The following is a 20152-nucleotide window of genomic DNA, read 5'->3' on the forward strand; positions in this document are numbered from 1 at the left end:
CTATGAAACGTTCTGTAGCGATCTTGTCTTCTGCTGTTTTGGTCGTGGCGCTCATGACGGGCTGCGGCAAGGCAGAAGAAAATGCTCAGCAAAACCAAAATCCATCCAGTCAGACAGACGGTAATAAACAAGGAAACCAAGCGACTGATGCCAACGATCCTTTGACACAATTTCCTAAGCTGACTCTGCCATATACAGCAGATGCGAAGGCTGTGGTTGTTGAGTATCAGGGTGGAACGATTACAGGTCAGGAGTTCGAAGAGTTCCTGCGCGTAATCAACTTCATGAACCCGCAACAAGGCACGATGATCGAGGCTGCCGACAATCAAGCGCTGAAAGCTTTTGCACGCGAGTACACGGCGACGAAAATTTTGGCCAGTCGCTCAGACGATGCCATGAAAAAAGAAGCCAAGGACTTGGCGGATAAAACCTTTGAAAAAATCAAGGGTCAGTACATGGGCTTCCTGGGCAAGGATGAAGCCAAGTTCACAAAGCTGATGGAAGGCCAAGGGGTCACCAAAGAAATGGTAACCAACCAAATGGCGCTCATCAACGAATCGATTACCGTTCTGAAAAAGAACATCAGCGACAATACGCTGAAGCAAGAATTTGACAAAATGGATAAGGCATCGCGCACCGTTGCATCCGTACGCCACATCCTGATTTCGACAGAACAGCGCAAGCCTGAGGAAGCATTGAAAATCGCCAACGACCTCGAAGCGCGTCTGAAAAAAGGTGAGGACTTCGCCAAGCTGGCGAAGGAGTTTACCGATGACCCTGGAAGCAAGGAAAACGGCGGTCTGTACGCAGATGCCGACGTAAGCCAATGGGTGCCTGAGTTCAAGGACGCAGCGATTACACAAAAAGTGGGCGAAGTAGGCCCGCCAGTGAAAACAAGCTTTGGCTACCACATCATTAAAGTGGAAAACCGCAAAGAAAAAACCTTCGACGAAATGAAGGAGCAGCTTCGCGCAGGTGCGCTGGAGTCTGGCTATGACGCTTTTGGCAAAAACGAGCTGGACAAGCTGATCACGAAATACAACGTGCCTGCATCCAAAAACGAGGCCGCTCCAAAATAATAAGTCGTCTGATCAAAAACAGGGAATCCGTTTCCCTGTTTTTTCGTTTTCTCGCATATTCTTGAAGCGTGGGCAAATACTATTATCACTCGCTACCACCCGGGGGAGAGTAACAAAGCAATTGGTAAAAATTGATGCAAGCACCCATAGTTAAAATTAGAATTTGAGGAAAAAATACAAGTAACCAACCACCATTTATTCACTACCCACTTCTCAGGGAAAGCGAGGCAACATGACATGAAAGCAACTGGTATCGTTCGTCGAATTGACGACCTCGGTCGGGTCGTGATTCCTAAGGAGATTCGTCGTACACTGCGCATTCGTGAAGGCGACCCGCTTGAGATTTTTGTGGATCGTGACGGAGAAGTCATTCTCAAAAAGTATTCACCGATTGGAGAACTGGGTGATTTTGCAAAAGAATACGCTGACTCCCTGTACGAAAGCATGAATCATACGGTATTAATCTCAGACCGTGACAGTGTGATCGCTGTCGCTGGCGCATCGAAAAAAGAATATCTGGAAAAAGCGATTGGCAGCATTGTGGAGAAATGTTTGGAGGAACGCAAGACGCGACTGGAGAAAAACGCCGGTTCTTATGAAATTTGCCGCGACATGAGTGAAACGTACGGTTCCTTTGTCGTCGCTCCGATTGTAGCGGGAGGGGACCCGATCGGCTCTGTCATCCTGCTCAACAAAAATGAATCGACGAAGATGAGTGATTTGGAGATGAAGATGTCGGAAACAGCGGCCGGTTTCCTGGCAAAGCAAATGGAACAATAGCAAGAACAAAAACAGCCTCGGACAAAAGAGGCTGTTTTTTTGTCGTAAAAAAATCAGCTGATCCTGTTGCGTTCAGGGCTTGGCAGATTTTTTCTCGCCGATTTGCTTGTGGTATAATGGACGAAGTTTCTGGTTGGAGAGGAGAAATTTCACGCACATGGCTCAAGAAAAGGCATCTGTTCAATTTGTGAAAGGCGCCGCAATATTAGGGGTTGCCGGTCTTGTCTCCAAGCTGCTTGGCGCAGTATACCGCATTCCATACCAAAACATTGCCGGAGATATCGGCTTGTACGTATATATGCAAGTATACCCGCTGTATACCACGTTGTTGATCCTGGCGACGGCAGGCTTTCCTATCGCCATCTCCAAGATCGTCTCGGAGCGCGTCGCAATCGGCGATACGCTGGGAGCGCGAAGAGCGTTCCGTGTTGCCAGTATTGCGCTGGTCGTGCTCGGCTTGTTTTTCTTTATGCTGTTGTACACAGGAGCACCAGTCATTGCCCGGTTCATGGGGGATGAGCATTTGACGACTCCGCTGCGTGCTGTTGCCTGGTCCCTGCCGCTCGTGCCGATGGCAGCGATCTTGCGCGGGTATTTTCAAGGACATCAAAACATGATGCCAACAGGAGTATCACAAGTTATTGAGCAGTTGATTCGCGTTATTTTCATTTTGGTCGCCGCTTTCTGGGCGATGAACGTTTACCAGGATGCTTATCTTGCTGGTACGGGAGCGGTGTTTGCCGCATTTCCCGGCGGTATTGCCGCCATCCTCGTCTTGCTTTGGTACTGGAGAAGAGACAAGCAGGGCGCCCAACTGATTCCGGAAAGGACTCAGCAAGCAGGAGTGAGCGCCTGGACCAACCGTCAGGTGCTGCGCAGCCTGTTGATGTATGCGGTTCCGATTTGCATGGGGGCGCTTGTTTTGCCGCTCGTCCCGCTTGTCGATTCTGTTACCGTCGTGAACATGCTGCAAATCAGCGGGACCCCGGAAGATTTGGCCAAACTGGCAAAAGGGGCATTTGACCGCGGGCAACCGCTCATTCAGTTCGGTACATTTTTTGCCACCTCGCTGTCTTTGGCGCTTGTGCCTGCGATCAGCGAAGCAGTCGCCCAGCGTCAGCATCAAATGATTGCGAACCGTTCCGAAATCGCCATTCGCCTGACATTCTTGCTGGGACTCCCGGCATCGTTTGGGTTGGCCCTGCTTGCCGAGCCGATCAACGTCATGCTGTACGGCGATAAAAACGGAACCGAAGCGCTTGCGGTTCAATCCTTCACGATTATTTTTGCCACATTGAGCATTGCCAGCGCGGGAATTTTGCAAGGGTTGGGGCGCGTCATGCGGCCTGCGCGCAACTTGTTTATCGGTGTGCTCGTCAAACTCATATTAAACCTTGCGCTCGTCCCTCTTTGGGGGATTTCCGGCGCGGCACTGTCTACGGTCATTGCCTATCTCGTAGCGATGGGGTTGAACGTGCTCGCTGTGAAAAAATATACAGGGGCGCAGATTGGATTGCGCCAAACAGTCAAAAAGCCGTTTTTGTCTGTCATCGTCATGTCAGTGGTTGTCCTGATTGTGGAATGGGGAGCAACGGCCTTGCTCGGGAAGGCAGGCATGTCTGAACGACTGTTCCAGACGCTGGTTGGACTGCTTGCCGTTGGTGCAGGGGCAGTAGTGTATGTGCTGGCGCTTTTGAAAACAGGCGGGCTTACGAGAAACGACATTCATTTCCTGCCAAAAGGAAAACGAATTGCTGCGCTGTTGACACGGTTCCAGCTTCTCCCCAAATAAAAGGCATGAGGTAGTCGAGTGGAGGCGAAACGATTGGATAAGAACAAAAATACGATTACGGTAGTGGGGCTGGGCGCAGGTGACCTCGATCAGCTTCCGTATGGGATTTATCGGACACTCAAACAGGCTGACCAGCTGTACTTGAGAACGAAAGAGCATCCGGTTGTCGCGCAGTTGGCAAGCGAAGGCGTCGCCCTGACCTCTTTTGACGAAGTGTACGAGCAGCACGACGGCTTCGCCGAGGTGTACGCAAACATCGTCGAACGGCTGTTGGGCAAAGTGCAGGAAGCAGGTCATATCGTGTACGCCGTTCCTGGCCATCCTTTGGTGGCGGAACGCACGGTTCAGTTGTTGCTTGAAGAAGGCCCGAATCGCGGCGTGCAGATTGAGATCGGCGGCGGGCAAAGCTTTATCGACCCCCTTTTCGCAAGACTGCACATCGACCCGATCGAGGGCTTTTCCTTGCTCGACGGGACGGCTCTCTCGGCGCATCAAGTGTCGCCAGGGCTGCACACGATTATCGCGCAAGTATACGATGCTTTCGTCGCATCGGATGTGAAGCTGACCTTGATGGAAGTGTTGCCGGATGATTACGTGGTAACGGTGGCTACAGCTGTCGGCGTAGCGGGCCAAGAGCGGATCGAGAGCGTTCCGCTGTACGAGCTGGACCGGGTCGAGCATTTCGGCAATTTGTCTTTGGTGTACGTGCCGCCAACTACAGACGACACCGTATCATACCGTCAGTTTTCTTATTTAAAAGAGATCGTCGCCATTTTGCGCAGTCCGGATGGCTGCCCGTGGGATCGCGAGCAGACGCATCAAAGCATTCGCAAAAATTTGATCGAAGAAACGTACGAGGTACTGGAAACGATTGATGACGAAGACCCGGATGCGATGTGCGAGGAGCTGGGTGATTTGTTGATGCAGATCATGCTGCATTCGCAAATCGCAGCGGAAGATGGATATTTTACCGTCGACGATGTGGTTGCGACTTTGAATGAGAAGCTGGTGCGCCGTCATCCGCACGTATTCGGAGAAAAGAGTGCCAATGATTCAGAGGAAGCGCTCGCGAACTGGCAAGAAATCAAGGCACAGGAAAAAGCGGCAAAAGGAATCGACGTGGCCGCCGCGTCCAAACTTTCCGGTATTCCGCGCGATCTGCCAGCACTGATGTACGCTTACAAGCTTCAGAAAAAAGCAGCGGAAGTCGGCTTTGACTGGGACGATATTGCAGATGTGTACAAAAAGGTAGAAGAGGAATACAACGAGCTGCGGGAAGCGTCCGCAGAAGAGCGCGCTGGCGAGTTGGGCGATTTGCTCTTTGCCGTGGTCAATCTGGCTCGTTTCCTCAAAATTGATCCGGAAGAAGCGCTGGCACTGACAAACAACAAGTTCAAAAAGCGTTTTTCCTATATCGAAGGGAAGCTGCACGAGGCTGGCCGCACCTTTGAACAAACCGATTTGCAGGAAATGGACAAATGGTGGGAGGAAGCCAAACACCAGACAAAAGGGAGAGAGTAAGGATGAGACTGGATAAGTATTTGAAAGTATCCCGCCTGATCAAGCGCCGTACGCTGGCAAAAGAAGTGTGCGACAAAGCTCGGGTAGAAATCAACGATCGTCCGGCCAAAGCATCCAGCAACGTGAAAATTGGCGACAAGCTGGCGATCCGTTTCGGACAAAAGATCGTTTCCGTAAAAGTAGAAGACATCAAGGAAAATCCGCGAAAAGAAGAAGCAGCTTCGCTCTATACAGTCATTGGTGAAGTTCCCGTGCCACGTGACGAAAAAGAAGAGGACGCTTACTTGAAAGGGTAACGTGCCCAGGATTGCAACTTGGACTGCCATTACGGCAGTCTTTTTATTTTGACAAGGCTGCTGGTGGCACAAAACCGCAGGACGTTTTTTCTGCAAAAGAAGGATATAATGGAAATACATGAAAGCAAATCAGAAGGGATGGTGGTGCAGATGGAACAAAGGGGAGTTCAGACGGGGTACTTCTTGGCCATTTCACTTTTGCTTTCAGCCCTGTTTTACTTTTTCGCCTCCAACTGGCCGATGCTGGACAGATGGGAGAAAATAGGTGTCAGTGTCACTGTATTGGTTCTTTTTTATCTCTCATCCTATGTCACGTCCGTGTTGTTGAAACGTCATGCTTTCCTCAGCAATTGGCTGCTGGTTGCCGGAGGTTTGGCATTTGGGCTTTGTGTCGCTCTTTTAGGGCAGATTTACAACTCTCACGCCGATAGCTACATGCTGTTTGTCGTCTGGCTGATTCCTAACCTGCTCTTCGCGATTTTTACGCGCTACCAGCCTTTTTACGTGATCAGCTATGTTTTGGCGCATCTGGCCCTGATCTTTTTCCTCGAACCGACAGTCGTTCACGTATCGCGCGAGAGCGAATGGTGGTACATGATTTTCTGGTTGGTCGCACTTGGCAATATGGTGCTTTTCTGGCTGACGTCGACGCGAAAGCTGCCGTCTCAACCGATCTATTATTTGTCCTTTCTCGTCTTTTCCGTCAGCTTGTTCATCTCATCGTTTGTCGAAGTATACGATGCATTGCCTGAAATTCTGTATCTTTTGGTCGGAGCCGTCCTGTTCGTAACCTTTTTGAAATGGCTGCCCAACCGCGGACTGCTGATTGCGACAGCTTCCATGCTGTCTTTGTTCCTGCTCGCGAAGTTTTTCTGGTATATGCTTGAGTATTACTCTGAGGGCTTTTTCCTCGTGGCGCTGTTGGCGGCCGCGGGTCTTGTCTGGGGGGCGGTCGTGGGCATCAACTGGCTGCGCAAGGAATCGGCGCACCAAAAAAGCAAGTGGGTGCAATTTTTCCAGGAAGCATTTACGGTGCTGGTAACGACGATTGCCGCATTCATTGGAGCCATTTCGCTGACCGGGCTGCTCGTTCTTGTATTCGATGACGAATCGGTGCTGTATTTTATCTTTTTCCTGTCACTGCTCGGGTTTCTTGCCCCGGCTTTGTTGCTTCCGAAAATGAATGCAACGGTTCGTTATACATTGCTTACGATAGGCTATTTGCTCGGAATCGGCTCTTCGCTGTTTTTGGAAGGTTATTATTGGGTGGTCTTCCTCGCCGTTCTGCTCTACGTGTGGAAGGCGGTAGCTGGCATTCCCGCGCGGCTTTTGACCCAACTCGCCTTTCTGCTCGTGCTCTATTTCAAGCTTACGAACAACATGTTCATGCAGGATACGACGGTGCTTTTGATCCTGTTTGTGTTCCAAATGGGGATGTATTACGTCCGGAGCCTGCCCACCGTCTTGCGAAACAGCTCCCTCGTCTACGGCTTGCTGTCTTTGCTTGCGTTGACCGAGCTTCATTTTGAATCATTTGCCGTGAATTTGCTGATTCAAGCCGGGTTCTTTGTCTTCACGACTTATTTGCTTTATCAGACCTTGCACAGGAAGAGCAAAAGCGCTTTCGGCATCGTTCTCGCCTTCTGGTTTGCCTTTTTGCTGATGAAGTATTACGACCTGTTGTGGAGCTTGCTGCATAAATCGTTGAGTCTGCTGCTTTTGAGCATCGTCTTTTTCCTCGTCAGCTATTGGCTGGAGCGGCGCGTACAGTCAGACACGCCGATAATGTCGCCAGTCTTTGCGAAGCGGCCGCTAATTTTGCTGATGATTATGCTGCTTCAACTTGTTTTGGCAGGCTACCAGGTGTACAGCAGCGAGACGATTTTGTCCCAAGGAACCTCCGTCAAGCTGAAGCTGGCGCCAGTCGACCCACGCTCGCTGTTGCAAGGCGATTATGTGAGATTGAACTACGACATATCGACACTTGCAGACGAGGAGCTTCCTTCCGGGGAAAAAGTCCGTGTCGTATTACGGAAGCAAGAACAGAATGTGTACGGCTACAGTGGCTACTATGAAAAAGCAGGCGTCTGGAACAAGCCTTATACGGCTGATCCGTCCGATGTCGTCATCAATGGGAAAACAGTCGGATGGGGCCAGGTTGAGTACGGAATCGAGAGCTATTTTGTCCCTGAAGGAACAGGCTTGGAAGTACAGGAAAATGCAAAGTTTGCGACGATCAGAGTCGGAGCCAAGGGCGATGCCTTGCTGGAGAGCCTGTCGTCGGAATAAAGATGAAGCATCTTGAAAAGAAACAGCAAGAAGCTGTCCGAGCATTATCGGGCAGCTTCTTTTGCATGGGTCATCGGGACATGAGTCTGCTCCAGTTGCGATACGACATGGCGGACGATCAACATGCCCGTAACCCCGAGCAGGAAAAACAGCAGCGCCATCAGATAGGAAGGGAAAATAGCCCCCAGCGTAATTCCCGCTGTTCCGATGATTCTGGCGCCCTGAAACACAAGGCCGTTCACTGCCATGTAGGAACTGCGGGCGTCATCGCGGACAATCCGGGCGAGAAAGGTTTGCCTGGTCGGAATGTGAATCAGCTCGCCCCAAGTGGCGATTAGCATAGCCGCCATCAGCAGGAAAAGGGAATTGCTGTACAGGATTACCGTATAGCCGACGATGTACAACAGCCCGCCAACGTACATGGCAGAAGCTTCTCGCGCATGGCGGATCAGCCTCGTGATAAAGAGGGAGAGCAAGACCACCAGGAGCGTATTTTCCAACTGAATGAGACTGAACATTTTCAGACCAGTCAGTTCAACGGCAAACCAATCGAAAAGCGAGATGCTTTGGGACGGGAACTCGTGGGATAGCCTTACAGCGACGTAGTTCGCAGTCTGGAACTCCAGGGAAAAGATAAACAGACCTCCCAGCGAGTACAGCAAAAAGCGACGATCCGTTATTACCTGCCTGTAGCTTTTTATGACATCCACGAGAACGTTTGCGCCTGCAAAAGGAGTTCGTTGCGCCCTGTCTTTTTGCGGAAAATACGATTCCTGCATGCGCACAGACATCATGTAGAGCGTGAACAAACTGACCAAGGTTAGGGCAATAAACAGCTCGAAGCGGTGCGTGGCAAACAGCAGTCCGCCGAGAACGGAGCCGATTGCAATCGACAAGTTGGAAGCCCAGTAATTGATGCTGTACATGAAGGTGCGATTTTCCGCGGTGCTCACATCAATCAGCATCGCATCGGCTGCTGGACTAATCAGCCCATTGCTCGCGCTTTGCAAGAGCATCATGGCAAAAGTGAGCCAAGCGGAATCGAGCCACGGTGAATTGGCAAGCGTCATGATCAGGAAAGCGGCACATTGGACCGATTGACCGTATACCATTACTTTTTTTCTGCCCCAGCGATCAGCCAGATAGCCCCCGTAAAAACCGAGCAAAATCTGAGTGAGCAACGTCAGACTTAACAAAAACCCTGTCAAAGCCAACCCCATTTTGGCAGAAAAGTAGATGGCCATGAACGGGAAAATCATATTTCCAACCAGTTTCGTCAGAAAGGAAGTCACGATGCGAATGCGGATATTCGGGTGTAGTTCAAACAAACTCATGTGCAGACCACCTCTCCTTTTTCTTGACTAAATTGTAGCTGTTAAAAGGAGAAGAAAAAGAGTAAGATCGCAGTAATGATTTCACCTTTTAGGATGGATGAACATGAAAAGTCATGAACACTTTACGCAAATGTTGCTCGGTTTTTCCGCTTGGGAGCCGGGGGCAGAGCTGACGGTTGGAATTACGGAATTAGCGGAGCTGCTTTGTTGCACACCGCGCAATGTGAAACTGATTTTACGCAAATGGGAGAGGGAAGGGCTGCTGAGATGGCAGCCGGGCGTGGGCAGAGGCAACCATTCTACGCTGACGATTCTTTGCGATGTCAGCCAGTTTTTGACCGATTCCTTTCACGAGCTGCTTTCACAAGGAAACGTTCGGGAGGCGGTGGAGCTTTTACAGCATAAAAGCTTGCCCGTAAATGTCCGGCGCTGCTTGCAGGAAGTGTGGGACGCTCAATTTGGCTTTGTCGCAGAGGAAGGCGAGAGCAGACGCCAGGATGTTCTACGCATTCCGCGGGAGCGCGTGCTTTCAACTCTTGATCCGGCATTTGTTGCTGTATCGGCGGAGAGTCACTTTATTCAACAAATTTGCCATACACTCATTATTTTCAATCCTGCTTCCCAGTCCTTTCAGCCTCAACTAGCCTACGCCTGGGAAAGCGATCAGGAGAAGCGGACCTGGACGTTTTATTTGCGCAAAGGCGTGCGGTTTCACCATGGGCGCGTGCTTACGGGAAAAGATGTCGCCTATACGATTCAGCGCCTCGTCGACCTCGACTCGCCTTATCGCTGGCAGGTCGAGGACATCGTGAGCATCGAGCACCCTGACGATTGCACGGTCATCTTTCATTTGCGGGAGCCGAACGGGTTTTTCCTGCATTATGCCGCGTCTATCGCACTGTCGGTTTTGCCGCATGATGTGCCGTTTTCCGAGCGTGCGATAGTAGGAACGGGGCCGTTTCGCATGCTGGAATTTACCGAGGACAAGCTGGTGCTTGGCGCTTTCGAAGACTATTACCGGGAGAGAGCGATATTGGATCGGGTAGAAATTTGGCGGGTATCGGGCGCGGAACAGACGAAGATGCGGTACCAGTTGCCGGAGCAGACAGAGCAGACAGTGTCGTCCTCAACAGTTTTGCAAGGCGATGGCGATGGCGGCAACAACATCGAGTTTCAAGAGATCGGTTGTTATTACTTGAGCTTCAACTTTAACAAACCAGGCATTCAGCATGACTTCTATTTTCGGCAGGCGATCAAGCATCTGCTCGATCCCGTTCAGATGATCGAAAAGCTGAGAACACAAAACCGATCTCCCGCAGGCAGCTTCCTCCCGTCGAGAAGCCAGCAAATGACTTTTCAATCATCAACGATAGAAGAGGCGGCAGCTTGTTTGCAAAAAAGCGCCTACCAGGGAGAGGCGGTTGTTCTTTTGTACGGGGAAGGAAAACAATATGGCGAGGAGGCGGAATGGCTGCGGCAAAGATGTGAGCAAATCGGTATCCGGCTTGAAGCGAGGAGCGCGACGAAAGCCGAGACGTTGTCCGACTTTGCTGAAAAACACGCGGATATGTGCATGATGGGAGAAGTGCTGCAACGCGATATTGAGCTGGGCTTGATTGAAATCTACAAAAATAAATGCACGATGGTGTATCGTTTCCTCGATGACAAAAAGCGGGAGATTGTGAACAGGCAATTGGCTGGGGTGTTCGGTTTGGAACAGCAGGAGGAGCGCCTGGAAGCTTTGGCACGCATCGAGGACATGCTGAGAGATGAGTTGTGGATTTTATTTATTCACCATGCAAGGCGCATTGACCGCTATCATCCGGCTCTGCAAGGGATCACGCTGGATTCTTTTGGCTGGATTGATTTTTCAAAACTGTGGGTTAAGTCATTCGTTACCAGTCTGTAACCCTTTCTTGCCTTACTTTTCCTATCATAGAAGGAATTGCAGCGCAGGGTTTGATTTTGTGCTGCAGGCCGCTTGCGGTCACATCCATATTGGAAAAACGGCGAGCGAATCGCCACCCCGTTCGGGGAAGTTTTTCAGAGGAGAAGGAGGCGTTACCGTTGAACAAAAGCGCGAAGAAAGGGATCTCTGTCCTGCTGGCGACTACGGTGCTAACAAGTCCGTTTGTGATGGAGCCAAAAGCTGCTCAAGCTCTTTCCATCGAAGAGGTTTCAGCAGATGATACAGGTGCGGAAGAAGAAACGGAATATACGATTGAGTTTGAAATCGACAAGGAACTGAAATCAGGCGACACGATCTACGTTCGGTTCCCTTCTGACTATTCCGTAGACAAAAAGCTGAAAAAATCCGACGTTTCGGTTAAGGATGACGGCGACAAGGTTACGATTGACAGCGTATCTGTAAGTAAAAACGTGGTGGAAATCGAAATCGGGGATCGCATTAAAAAAGGCTCCGTAGTGACTGTGGAAATCGATAACATCACCAACCCCGATGATAAGGGCAGCTATTCCATAGAGGTCAAAACAAGCAGCGAAAGTACCTATAAAAGCAAAAAAATCTCGATTGGCAAGTCCTCTTCCAGCAGCAGTAGCAGCAAAGGGGATTTCGAAGCTTCTCACAGCAACAAAAATGCAGAAGAAAGCATTTCGCTGACGCTCGGCAAATTCACTCTGGCTTCCAAAAGCAAGCTCAAAGAGGGCAAATACATTTATGTAGACTTCCCAACGAGAGACATGCTGCCGAAAAGCATCAGCAAGTCCGATGTAAAGGTCAACGGTTACAAGGCTGATTACGTGACGATAATCGACAGCGATACCGTGCGAATCGAAGTGCCGAGCGGTGCTGACGGAGACAACTATATCAAACTGGAGTTCAGCTCATCGGCAGGCATTGTGAATCCGTCCGATCCTGGCAAGTCCTACTATTACACATTGGAGTACGACAGTAAAAAGTACAAATCCAAGGACGTGGAAATCTCAGGCGCCAGCAGCACGCCTTTCTCAGTTTCCTTGTCTGATAGCTCCGTGGGAGCGAGAAGCAGCTATACGCTTGATTTCGATTTGTCCAGCAAGCTGTACAGCAATTCAGATATTCAGGTCGAGTTCCCTGAGTGGGGAATGGTGCCGCCTGTTCTCTCCAGCTCCAATGTGACCGTCAACGGCGATCAGGTGACGGGACTTAGCGTGAACGGGAACAAGGTGTCATTTCGCACGCCCAGCGGCTTTTCCAGCTCGAATCGCCTGAGTGTCAAATTCGCGTACGACGGCTATCTGGTCAACCCGAAATCCGCAGGGAGCTACACGATTACGGCAAAAGTCGATAACAAAACATACAAGTCCAAAGATTTTCAAATTAGCGGCGTAGTTGCCCCTGTTCCTGTAGACAACACGCAGGCTACGATCGGGCTTACCAGAGCTACCGCATCGACTCCGGCCGGATTGCAGATTGGCATCAAAGCACTGGGCGCTCCGATTGTCCGCAACCAGGGCTTTATTGAAGTGGTTCTTCCTGTCGGCTTCAAGGTGCCAGCTTATGTGCCAACAAATACAGTAACCGTGAACGGCGTGGCAGCCAATTACGTAGGCGCGCGCGGACAAAATCTGATCATCGTGCCTTCCACAGACATCCCGGCGCGTGCTGCGGTGCAAGTCAACGTGGCTGAATCGGCGGGGATTGTAAATCCGGGTACGCCGGGCGTCTACAGCATCGGCGTCTATACCTCTGAAGAGAAGGGCTTGCTGTTCGCCCGTCCTGCCAATGTAGTGGCTCTGAACGGTGTGAGCTTCAAGGCGAACGTCGCGACCTTCACGAAAGCAGGCAAAACGACAAAACTGGCCGTTGCTCCGTATACAGTAAACGGCAACACGCTCATGCCGACTACATTTTTCCGCGATGCTCTCGGCTTCTCGGTCAGCTACACGAAAACGACAGCAAAAGTTGTCAGCGGCAACACGGTGATGCAGTTCAAGGTCGGCTCCAACATCGTGAACGTCAACGGACAAAACGTTACCTTGCCGGCAGCGGTTCAGTTGAAAAACAACATTCCTACCTTGCCGCTCAAGACGATTGCCGATCGTACCGGCTACAAAATCATTTATGTGAACGGCAACTATACCGTGTACAAATAAGAGTGGCAAAAGCAACCCCGCAGGTCAGCGGGGTTTTTTTGTTCTAAAAGGACATCCCCCTCCATACGATGGTACAAGAAGGGTACGTTAGGGGGGAGTAATCATGAACGACCACACGAAGCGGCCGCGCCACGAAATCGTGATGATCAATCGACGCAGTTTGGCGATTTCGGGAGTAAAAAACGTCGAAAGCTTTGACAGTGAAGAATTCCTCTTGGAAACGGACGGCGGCTTTTTAACCATACGAGGCCAAAACCTGCATATGAAAAATTTGAGTCTGGAAACCGGAGAAGTGGCGATCGAGGGCCTGGTTCACGAAATGGCGTATCTGGAACAAGGTCAGGCCGGAGATCGGTCGAGAGGATTCTTCGGCAAATTGTTCAAGTGAACATCATCCTTCAGTTGCAGACGGTTTTGGCCATGTCGACGTGCGGGGCTCTTATGGGAATGGGATTTGATACGTATCATGTGTTCAAAGGGAAGAGCAGGATGCCGCTCTGGCTGGTCTTCTTCTTTGATGTCCTGTTTTGGGTTGGCAGTATGGGAGCCGTTTTCTGGATTTTAGTAAAAGTAAACGACGGGATAATTCGTTTTCCCATCTTTTTTGGAATGATTTTCGGTGCGTGGCTGTATTTTTTATTAGGAAGTAAGAAGTATATCCTTTTTTTAAACCGCATGATAAAATTTTGTCAGTGGTTATACCGAACGGTCATACAAATTATTGATACCCTGGTTGTACGTCCCGTGCTCTTTATTTACCGAGTGATCCTGATGGTGCTGGCATTTTTTTATTCCATGTTGCTCATGATCCTCGGCTTTTTGTGGAAAGTGACACGTTTTGTCACCTCTCCTTTTGCCAAATGGGGTCAACATTTGGGGAAAAAAATGTTCGGAAAAACAACAGGAATCTGGACCAATTGGAAGAATTGGTTTCACTCAAAGAGAAAGCGGGAGTAATCCGAGGTGGCGAAATGATGAAACAGGCAACGACCTCTCCAACCAATCGAAAAGGACAAAGACGAAGAATGCGGCTCTTTTTCTTTTTTATCCTGTGCTTTTTCGTCTGGACTGGCTATACACTCTACTTGCAGAGCGGAGTGTTGGCTGAAAAGAGCAGCGAACTGGAAGCACTCAAGCAGGAATCGGTTGTCTTGAAGCAAAAGGAAGAGGAACTGACGTATGAGGCAAGCCGCTTGAACGACCAGGAATATTTGGCCGAGCTGGCGCGCAAACGAATTTACTACACCAAGCAGGGCGAGAGCATTTACGTGATTCCGGAATAAGCTCACAGTGTGATCTTCTAGGAGAGGGAGGCTTTCCACGTACATGGGAGTCGAGATCGGGAGCAAACTGGAAGGAAAAGTCACTGGCATCACGAAATTTGGCGCGTTTGTAGAGTTGCCTGGAAATGTGACCGGACTGGTGCATATCAGTGAAGTTGCCGACGTATATGTGAAAGATATTCACCAATTTTTGAAAATCGGCGATATCGTAACGGTAAAAGTCCTCAGTGTGAAGGAAGGCAAGATCGGGCTGTCTATCAAAAAGGCGCAGGAAAAAGAGCGCCAGCCCCGCCAACAGCGGGAACGCACAGAAGGCTTTGAAGATAAGCTCAATCGCTTCCTCAAAGAAAGCGAAGACCGCCAGTCCTCTCTGAAAAAGAGCGGAGATAAAAAGGGACGTGGCCGGTGAATATTGATCGGAAAATTATGACTTTTCTTTCTTTGTTAAAAGCACAGTTTGACAGAAAAAAGAGGAAGGTCATTTTGAAGTAGTGACGAATAAGGTATCGTAAGCCCGTTTCGCAAAGCGCGAATCACCTGTCAGCCGACGTTATCCGCCATAACGTCGGTTTTTTTTGTCCAAATTCGCAGGTTTATTTGTCGCACGATTCTGTGAATATTCGCTGGTTTTTTGACAAATTTTACAATACCACCTCCGTATAATGGAGAAACACATTGAACAAGAACGGGGTGGAGCTAAAATGATCGCAAACAAAAATGTGACCCAAGCTGGGCAAGCATGGGCGCGCCAAGTGTCAGAACGAATGGATACGACCGCACGAACATGGGGAGACAAAGTCGCTGATGCCGTACGCAGATGGAATGTGCTTCCACTTTTGATGGGGTTTTTGCTCGGGCGGGCCTTGATCTTGGAAGAGCTGACGCCTTTTGCTATACCGTATTTTATCGTCATGTTCTATATTCGCAGAGACTGCCTGCTCGTTACCGGATTGGCGCTGATTCTCGGGGCTTTTACCCAATCGGTGCCGATCGGGCTACAGACGATCCTCAGCATCGTCCTCGCTCTGTTTACATGCAAAATGATGGAGCGGCTGCGGCGCAAAGACTTTTCGCGCACTCCGCTGCTCGTGGTCGTCACGATCTTTGTCAGTCGGCTCTTGTACGCGGTGCTTACCAATCAGGTAAATACGTACGAGCTGATCATGGTGGCTGTAGAAGCTGTACTCGGCTTCGTGCTAACGCTCATCTTCATCCAGTCGCTTTCGATCATTCATTTGGCCAAGCCCTATGAGCCGCTGAAAAACGAGGAAATCGTGTCGCTCGTCATCCTGCTCGCCTCTGTGATGACAGGTACAGTGGACTGGATGGTCGAAGGCATCTCGATGGAACACGTACTCTCTCGCTATTTGCTGCTCGTCTTCGCCTTCGTCGGCGGTGGAACCGTTGGTGCAGCGGTTGGCGTCGTAACTGGTCTTATCCTCAGTTTGGCAAATGTAAGTGCCCTTCTGCAAATCAATTTGCTGGCCTTTTCAGGTCTTTTGGCAGGACTGCTGAAAGAAGGCGGAAAAGTAGGCGTTTCCGCAGGTCTGCTGATCGGAACAGCGATCCTGGCTATTTACGGCGGGGCGGAAGAGACGCTTTACTACTCCTTGATTGAAACTTCTCTGGCGATTGTCTGCTTCATTCTCACCCCTGCTGTACTTTGGAAAAAAGTAGCCAGATTTATTCCGGGTACCCCCGAAAATTTGCAATCTCATCAGGAATATATGCGCAGAGTCCGCGATGTGACGGCGGGCAAAATTCAACAGTTCTCCGATTTGTTTACCCAATTGTCCCGCAGCTTTGCCCAAACCGCAGATCAGGAGGAGATCGAGGAACAAGCCGATGCCTTTCTCAGCCGGGTGTCCGAATTTACGTGCCAAAAGTGCTGGAAAAAAGAACAATGCTGGGAAAAGGACACGCAAGCTACGTATCAAGGCATGCGCTACCTGATGGAAAAAGTGTACGAAAATGGCACGCTCGCGGGTGTCACTCCGCCACGCGACTGGGAGCGAAAGTGCGTCAAGACAGAAAAGGTGATGACGGTCATGGAACAAGAGTACGACCGTCAGCAAGCTTTTGACCAGTTGAAAAAACAGGTGAAGGAGAGCCGCAAGTTGGTAGCTGACCAACTGTCGGGAGTTTCCCGGGTCATGAGCGATTTTGCCCGCGAAATTCAGCGGGAAGGCATGGAGCTGTCTTTTCAGGAAAAGCAAGTTTCCAAAGCGCTGGAAGGATTGGGGCTATCGGTTCGCCGGGTCGAAATTCACAGCCTGGAAGAAGGCAAGGTCGATATCGAAATCAGTCAGCCGACTTGCTTTGGACATGATGAATGCGGGAAAATCGTCGCTCCGATGCTGACGGAAATTTTGGGCGAGAACATCGTGGTTCGCGAGCGTCAATGCGAAGCGCAAAAAGACGGCTCTTGCACGATGTGCCTTGCCTCCGCCAAAACGTTTGAAATCGAAATCGGCGTCGCTGGCGCAGCGAAAGATGGCAAGCTCTTGTCTGGAGACAGCTTCCGCACGATGGATTTGGGCAATGGCAAAATGGCGCTGGCGATCAGCGACGGCATGGGCAATGGGGAACGGGCTTTTCTGGAAAGCCAGTCTGCCCTCGACATGCTCCAGCAACTGCTTCGCTCCGGCATGGACGAAAAAATTTCGATCAAGACCGTCAATTCTATCCTGGCCTTGCGCTCTACAGATGAAATGTTCGCCACCGTTGATCTGGCGTTGATTGACTTGCAGACGGCGCATACCCGGTTTATCAAAATCGGTTCGACACCGAGCTTCGTCAAACGAAAAAACGACGTCATCACGATTACAGCCAACAACTTGCCCGTGGGCATTTTGGAAGAAATCGAGGTCGATGTCGTGTCGAGAATGCTCAAGCCAGGCGATCTTTTGGTCATGATGTCCGATGGCATCTACGAGGCTCCCCGCCATATCGAAAACAGGCAGGCGTGGATGAAGCGAATCATCAGCGAGCTGGAAACAGATGATCCGCAAGAAGTAGCCGACCTGCTCCTGGAAAAAGTCATTCGTCAGCATTCCGGGAAAATCGTGGATGACATGACGGTACTCGTGGCGCGGATTGATCGGTTCGTTCCGCAATGGTCAGCGATCCAGGTACACGGGATGGAGAAGCTGGAACGGCCGCGGATTGTAAGCTAGGGAGTATGTTTTCCCATCAGCGCGGCGATACTGTTGCTAAAACAGGCTGAATGGGGAGATTATTTGTGAAAGAAGCGACACTTCGTCAAATTCTCGTAGTAACAGACGGCTGCTCCAATTCGGGAATAAGCCCGGTTGCCGCAGCAGCACTGGCGCGTGAGCAAGGAATCACGGTCAACGTGATCGGAGTCATTGACAAAAGCGAGCTTGGCGAAAAAGGGGAGCGGGAAATCCGCGATATCGCCGAGGCGGGAGGAGGGCTTTGCGATATCGTCTATCCGCAGCAATTGGCGCAAACAGTCCAAATGTTGACGCGCAAGGCGATGACAAGAACCATCCATCAAGTGGTCAATAAAGAATTGAAAGAGATTTTGGGCGATTCCGGAATAGATGAACTGGCCCCGGACAAACGCGTTCAAGTAGCAGGCATGGTCGACGATCTGGGCGAAAAAAGCAGTCTGAATGTCGTGATGCTTGTCGATACATCCGGCAGTATGAAGCCAAAACTGTCTGCCGTTCAGCAAGCGATCCACGATTTTAGCATTAGCTTGCACTCCCGAAGTGGACAAAGCAGAATGGCTGTCGGCTCATTTCCTGGGAAACAAAAGCATTTGGATATACGCATTCCTTGGACAGAAAAAGTACAGCAGGCTCATCAGTTGACCAGTGATCTGGCAATGAGCGGCATTACGCCGACCGGGCCTGCGATCGTTGAAGCGATTGCTTTGTTTGAGCAGGATAAACTCCCAAGCACGCTGAAAGATCGCTATACAGACGAAGAAGAAAACGACGACATGAACGGAAGTCTGCGCGACCATGTCTTCTAAGGCAGCTACTCCAGATCTGCCCAAGTATTTTCAGGGCAAGTGGAATCGGAAGTCGTACCACGTTCTGCGGGAGTTGGGGCGTGGTGCGAACGGAACCGTTTACCTCGTCTCCCAGGACGGTGTGCGCCGTGCTGTCAAGGTAGGCGTGGAAGGTATGGACATTTTAATGGAAGTGAACGTGTTGAAAAGCGTACAACAGGGGCGGGATTCCAAAGTGGGACCGCTCCTCTGTGATGTGGACGACCTGGTCGTCAACGGAAAAGCGTGTACGTTTTATGCCATGGAGTACCTGGAGGGCGAACAGCTGGATCGCTATATCCAGCAGGCAGGGACGGAATGGGTGCCTGTCCTGATCGTGCAGCTGTTAGCCCGGCTCGATGTGCTGCACAAGCACGGCTACACGTTCGGTGATTTGAAACCGGAGAACATCATGGTGAGCCAGACGGACAAAACCGTCCGGCTGATTGATTTTGGCGGTGTTACCAAGCAAGGAAGTGCCGTTCGCCAATTCACGGAAGAGTACGATCGCGCCTTTTGGCATGCTGGCGATCGAAAGGCCGACACAGGCTACGACTTGTTCTGTGCAGCTGTGATCATGGTGCGTTTGACCGTTGGAAAAGAGTTGTGGAAAAGCAGCCTTAGTGAACCGCGTCATACGGGTTTGCTCTGTGATATAATACGGAAAAGTGACAGCCTGTACCCTTACCGAGTGCCTTTGTTAAAGGCTTTTCACGGGAAGTTTGCCTCGGCGGGCGAGATGAGAGCGGAGCTTTTGACAGTCCTGCGGGAGCGCACTGTCGCGCAGCCGCGAAAAAAGGCGCCGAAGCCAGGCAAAGTCGGGGGAGGCATAAGCGGCTTGTTTGTCGCCTCTTTGCTGCTATTGGCTGGAACTTTGTATTATGCATGGTTCATGTGAAGGATGTGACGGTTTGTGTCCTCGGATTTGGTGATGGATACTTGCTTGTTGGCAGGCTCAATCATATTGAAAAATGGTGGTGAAACATACAGGACGGAAGAGACGATGGCTTTGATTGCCGTGGCTGCGGGGATGGATGACGTCAACAGCTCGGCTACACCTACGAGCATCATTTTGTCTTTTCGGTGTAGCGGGCTGGATCATACCCGCATGGTCCGAACGCCAAAGCGAACCACCAATTTGAATAAAATCACACTTGTAAACGACGTATCCCGGCGCTTTGTCAGCGGGAAGATCACCTTGGAGCAAGCGTATCGAAGGCTGCGTGAAATCGACCAGGAAAAGCCGATTTATCCGAAGTGGATGCAGCATATGGCAGCAGCCATCGCCAGCGGCTCCTTTGCCATGCTTGCCGGAGGTACATGGTTTGATCTCGTCCCGTCGGCGCTGGCTGGACTGATCGTCAATCTGAGCCTCGAATATTTGGAACAGTTTGTTCGAATGAAGTTTTTTACCGAATTTACGGCTGCTTTGCTGGGCGGGCTGTTTGCCTTGCTGGCTGTAGCCCTTTTCCCACAGCTGCACATTAGCATCATCATTATCGGTGCCATGCTTCCATTGTTCCCAGGGATTGCGATCACCAACTCGCTGCGGGATTTGTTGGCAGGTGATCTGGTTGCGGGTGTTTCCCGGGGAGTCGAGGCCATGTTGACGGCCGTCTCCGTAGCGGTAGCCACAGCGATTATTCTCTGGTTGAGGTGAGT

At 50.6% G+C, this 20152-nt stretch carries 17 protein-coding genes; 16 read left to right on the forward strand and 1 reads right to left on the reverse strand.

Going from position 1 to position 20152, the window contains the following annotated elements; translation table 11 throughout:
* The first annotated feature begins 2 nt into the window (after window positions 1–2).
* From NST23_RS00700 to NST23_RS00725, 6 genes are all read left to right on the forward strand, one after another.
* Window positions 3–1079, forward strand: coding sequence for a peptidylprolyl isomerase (locus tag NST23_RS00700; RefSeq protein WP_122966026.1), 1077 nt, complete (start codon window positions 3–5; stop codon window positions 1077–1079).
* A gap of 237 nt (window positions 1080–1316) precedes the next feature.
* Window positions 1317–1859 carry a stage V sporulation protein T gene (gene spoVT / locus NST23_RS00705; RefSeq protein ID WP_092274966.1) on the forward strand — a complete coding sequence of 181 codons (543 nt, stop codon included), beginning with the start codon at window positions 1317–1319 and terminating at the stop codon, window positions 1857–1859.
* Window positions 1860–2016: 157 nt separating this feature from the next.
* On the forward strand, window positions 2017–3651 hold the full coding sequence (locus NST23_RS00710) for a putative polysaccharide biosynthesis protein (RefSeq protein ID WP_122966025.1): 1635 nt from the start codon (window positions 2017–2019) through the stop codon (window positions 3649–3651).
* 33 nt (window positions 3652–3684) lie between these two features.
* Window positions 3685–5172 carry a nucleoside triphosphate pyrophosphohydrolase gene (gene mazG, locus NST23_RS00715; protein WP_340962964.1) on the forward strand — a complete coding sequence of 496 codons (1488 nt, stop codon included), beginning with the start codon at window positions 3685–3687 and terminating at the stop codon, window positions 5170–5172.
* A gap of 2 nt (window positions 5173–5174) precedes the next feature.
* On the forward strand, window positions 5175–5468 hold the full coding sequence (locus NST23_RS00720; RefSeq protein ID WP_063230333.1) for an RNA-binding S4 domain-containing protein: 294 nt from the start codon (window positions 5175–5177) through the stop codon (window positions 5466–5468).
* 108 nt (window positions 5469–5576) lie between these two features.
* On the forward strand, window positions 5577–7757 hold the full coding sequence (locus tag NST23_RS00725; RefSeq protein WP_340962967.1) for a GDYXXLXY domain-containing protein: 2181 nt from the start codon (window positions 5577–5579) through the stop codon (window positions 7755–7757).
* Between the two features lie 44 nt (window positions 7758–7801).
* On the opposite strand, the gene NST23_RS00730 is transcribed toward NST23_RS00725, so the two are convergent.
* A complete protein-coding gene (locus NST23_RS00730; RefSeq protein WP_122966023.1) occupies window positions 7802–9091 on the reverse strand; it encodes an MDR family MFS transporter in 1290 nt (429 codons plus the stop codon).
* A gap of 103 nt (window positions 9092–9194) precedes the next feature.
* Here NST23_RS00730 and NST23_RS00735 point away from each other — a divergent pair, with 103 nt between their 5' ends.
* From NST23_RS00735 to NST23_RS00780, 10 genes are all read left to right on the forward strand, one after another.
* Window positions 9195–11000 (forward strand): SgrR family transcriptional regulator, encoded by a 1806-nt coding sequence (locus NST23_RS00735; protein ID WP_340962969.1) that lies wholly within the window; start codon window positions 9195–9197, stop codon window positions 10998–11000.
* A gap of 158 nt (window positions 11001–11158) precedes the next feature.
* Entirely contained in the window at window positions 11159–13186 is a 2028-nt protein-coding gene (locus NST23_RS00740; protein ID WP_340962971.1) for a copper amine oxidase N-terminal domain-containing protein, read from the forward strand.
* A 103-nt stretch (window positions 13187–13289) separates the two neighbouring features.
* A complete protein-coding gene (gene yabP / locus NST23_RS00745) occupies window positions 13290–13574 on the forward strand; it encodes a sporulation protein YabP (RefSeq protein ID WP_063230335.1) in 285 nt (94 codons plus the stop codon).
* Window positions 13571–14143, forward strand: coding sequence for a spore cortex biosynthesis protein YabQ (gene yabQ / locus NST23_RS00750; protein ID WP_063230336.1), 573 nt, complete (start codon window positions 13571–13573; stop codon window positions 14141–14143). Before yabP ends, yabQ begins: the two co-directional genes overlap by 4 nt.
* Window positions 14144–14160: 17 nt before the next feature.
* Window positions 14161–14469, forward strand: coding sequence for an FtsB family cell division protein (locus NST23_RS00755; protein ID WP_122966020.1), 309 nt, complete (start codon window positions 14161–14163; stop codon window positions 14467–14469).
* Window positions 14470–14512: 43 nt separating this feature from the next.
* Window positions 14513–14878 carry a S1 RNA-binding domain-containing protein gene (locus tag NST23_RS00760; protein WP_063230338.1) on the forward strand — a complete coding sequence of 122 codons (366 nt, stop codon included), beginning with the start codon at window positions 14513–14515 and terminating at the stop codon, window positions 14876–14878.
* Between the two features lie 292 nt (window positions 14879–15170).
* Complete coding sequence (gene spoIIE, locus NST23_RS00765; RefSeq protein ID WP_122966019.1) at window positions 15171–17645, forward strand: stage II sporulation protein E; 2475 nt, start codon at window positions 15171–15173, stop codon at window positions 17643–17645.
* A 65-nt stretch (window positions 17646–17710) separates the two neighbouring features.
* Window positions 17711–18472 carry a vWA domain-containing protein gene (locus NST23_RS00770; protein WP_122966018.1) on the forward strand — a complete coding sequence of 254 codons (762 nt, stop codon included), beginning with the start codon at window positions 17711–17713 and terminating at the stop codon, window positions 18470–18472.
* The gene (locus NST23_RS00775; RefSeq protein ID WP_122966017.1) at window positions 18462–19388 is read left to right on the forward strand and encodes a serine/threonine protein kinase; all 927 of its coding nucleotides are present in this window, start codon (window positions 18462–18464) and stop codon (window positions 19386–19388) included. The genes NST23_RS00770 and NST23_RS00775 overlap by 11 nt, the downstream gene beginning before the upstream one ends.
* 15 nt (window positions 19389–19403) lie before the next feature.
* A complete protein-coding gene (locus tag NST23_RS00780; protein ID WP_122966016.1) occupies window positions 19404–20150 on the forward strand; it encodes a threonine/serine exporter family protein in 747 nt (248 codons plus the stop codon).
* Window positions 20151–20152: the final 2 nt, after the last annotated feature.

It is taken from the genome of Brevibacillus sp. FSL K6-0770 (assembly GCF_038000275.1).
In the GTDB taxonomy this organism is placed as follows: domain Bacteria; phylum Bacillota; class Bacilli; order Brevibacillales; family Brevibacillaceae; genus Brevibacillus; species Brevibacillus parabrevis.

Bases quoted from the DNA above. Each gene is read 5' to 3' on its own strand.
- NST23_RS00775 (WP_122966017.1), top strand. From the start codon at position 18,462: ATGTCTTCTAAGGCAGCTACTCCAGATCTGCCCAAGTATTTTCAGGGC.
- NST23_RS00755 (WP_122966020.1), top strand. From the start codon at position 14,161: ATGAAACAGGCAACGACCTCTCCAACCAATCGAAAAGGACAAAGACGA.
- yabP (WP_063230335.1), top strand. From the start codon at position 13,290: ATGAACGACCACACGAAGCGGCCGCGCCACGAAATCGTGATGATCAAT.
- NST23_RS00725 (WP_340962967.1), top strand. From the start codon at position 5,577: ATGGAAATACATGAAAGCAAATCAGAAGGGATGGTGGTGCAGATGGAA.
- NST23_RS00700 (WP_122966026.1), top strand. From the start codon at position 3: ATGAAACGTTCTGTAGCGATCTTGTCTTCTGCTGTTTTGGTCGTGGCG.
- spoVT (WP_092274966.1), top strand. From the start codon at position 1,317: ATGAAAGCAACTGGTATCGTTCGTCGAATTGACGACCTCGGTCGGGTC.
- NST23_RS00720 (WP_063230333.1), top strand. From the start codon at position 5,175: ATGAGACTGGATAAGTATTTGAAAGTATCCCGCCTGATCAAGCGCCGT.
- NST23_RS00760 (WP_063230338.1), top strand. From the start codon at position 14,513: ATGGGAGTCGAGATCGGGAGCAAACTGGAAGGAAAAGTCACTGGCATC.
- NST23_RS00735 (WP_340962969.1), top strand. From the start codon at position 9,195: ATGAAAAGTCATGAACACTTTACGCAAATGTTGCTCGGTTTTTCCGCT.
- NST23_RS00730 (WP_122966023.1), bottom strand. From the start codon at position 9,091: ATGAGTTTGTTTGAACTACACCCGAATATCCGCATTCGCATCGTGACT.
- spoIIE (WP_122966019.1), top strand. From the start codon at position 15,171: ATGATCGCAAACAAAAATGTGACCCAAGCTGGGCAAGCATGGGCGCGC.
- NST23_RS00710 (WP_122966025.1), top strand. From the start codon at position 2,017: ATGGCTCAAGAAAAGGCATCTGTTCAATTTGTGAAAGGCGCCGCAATA.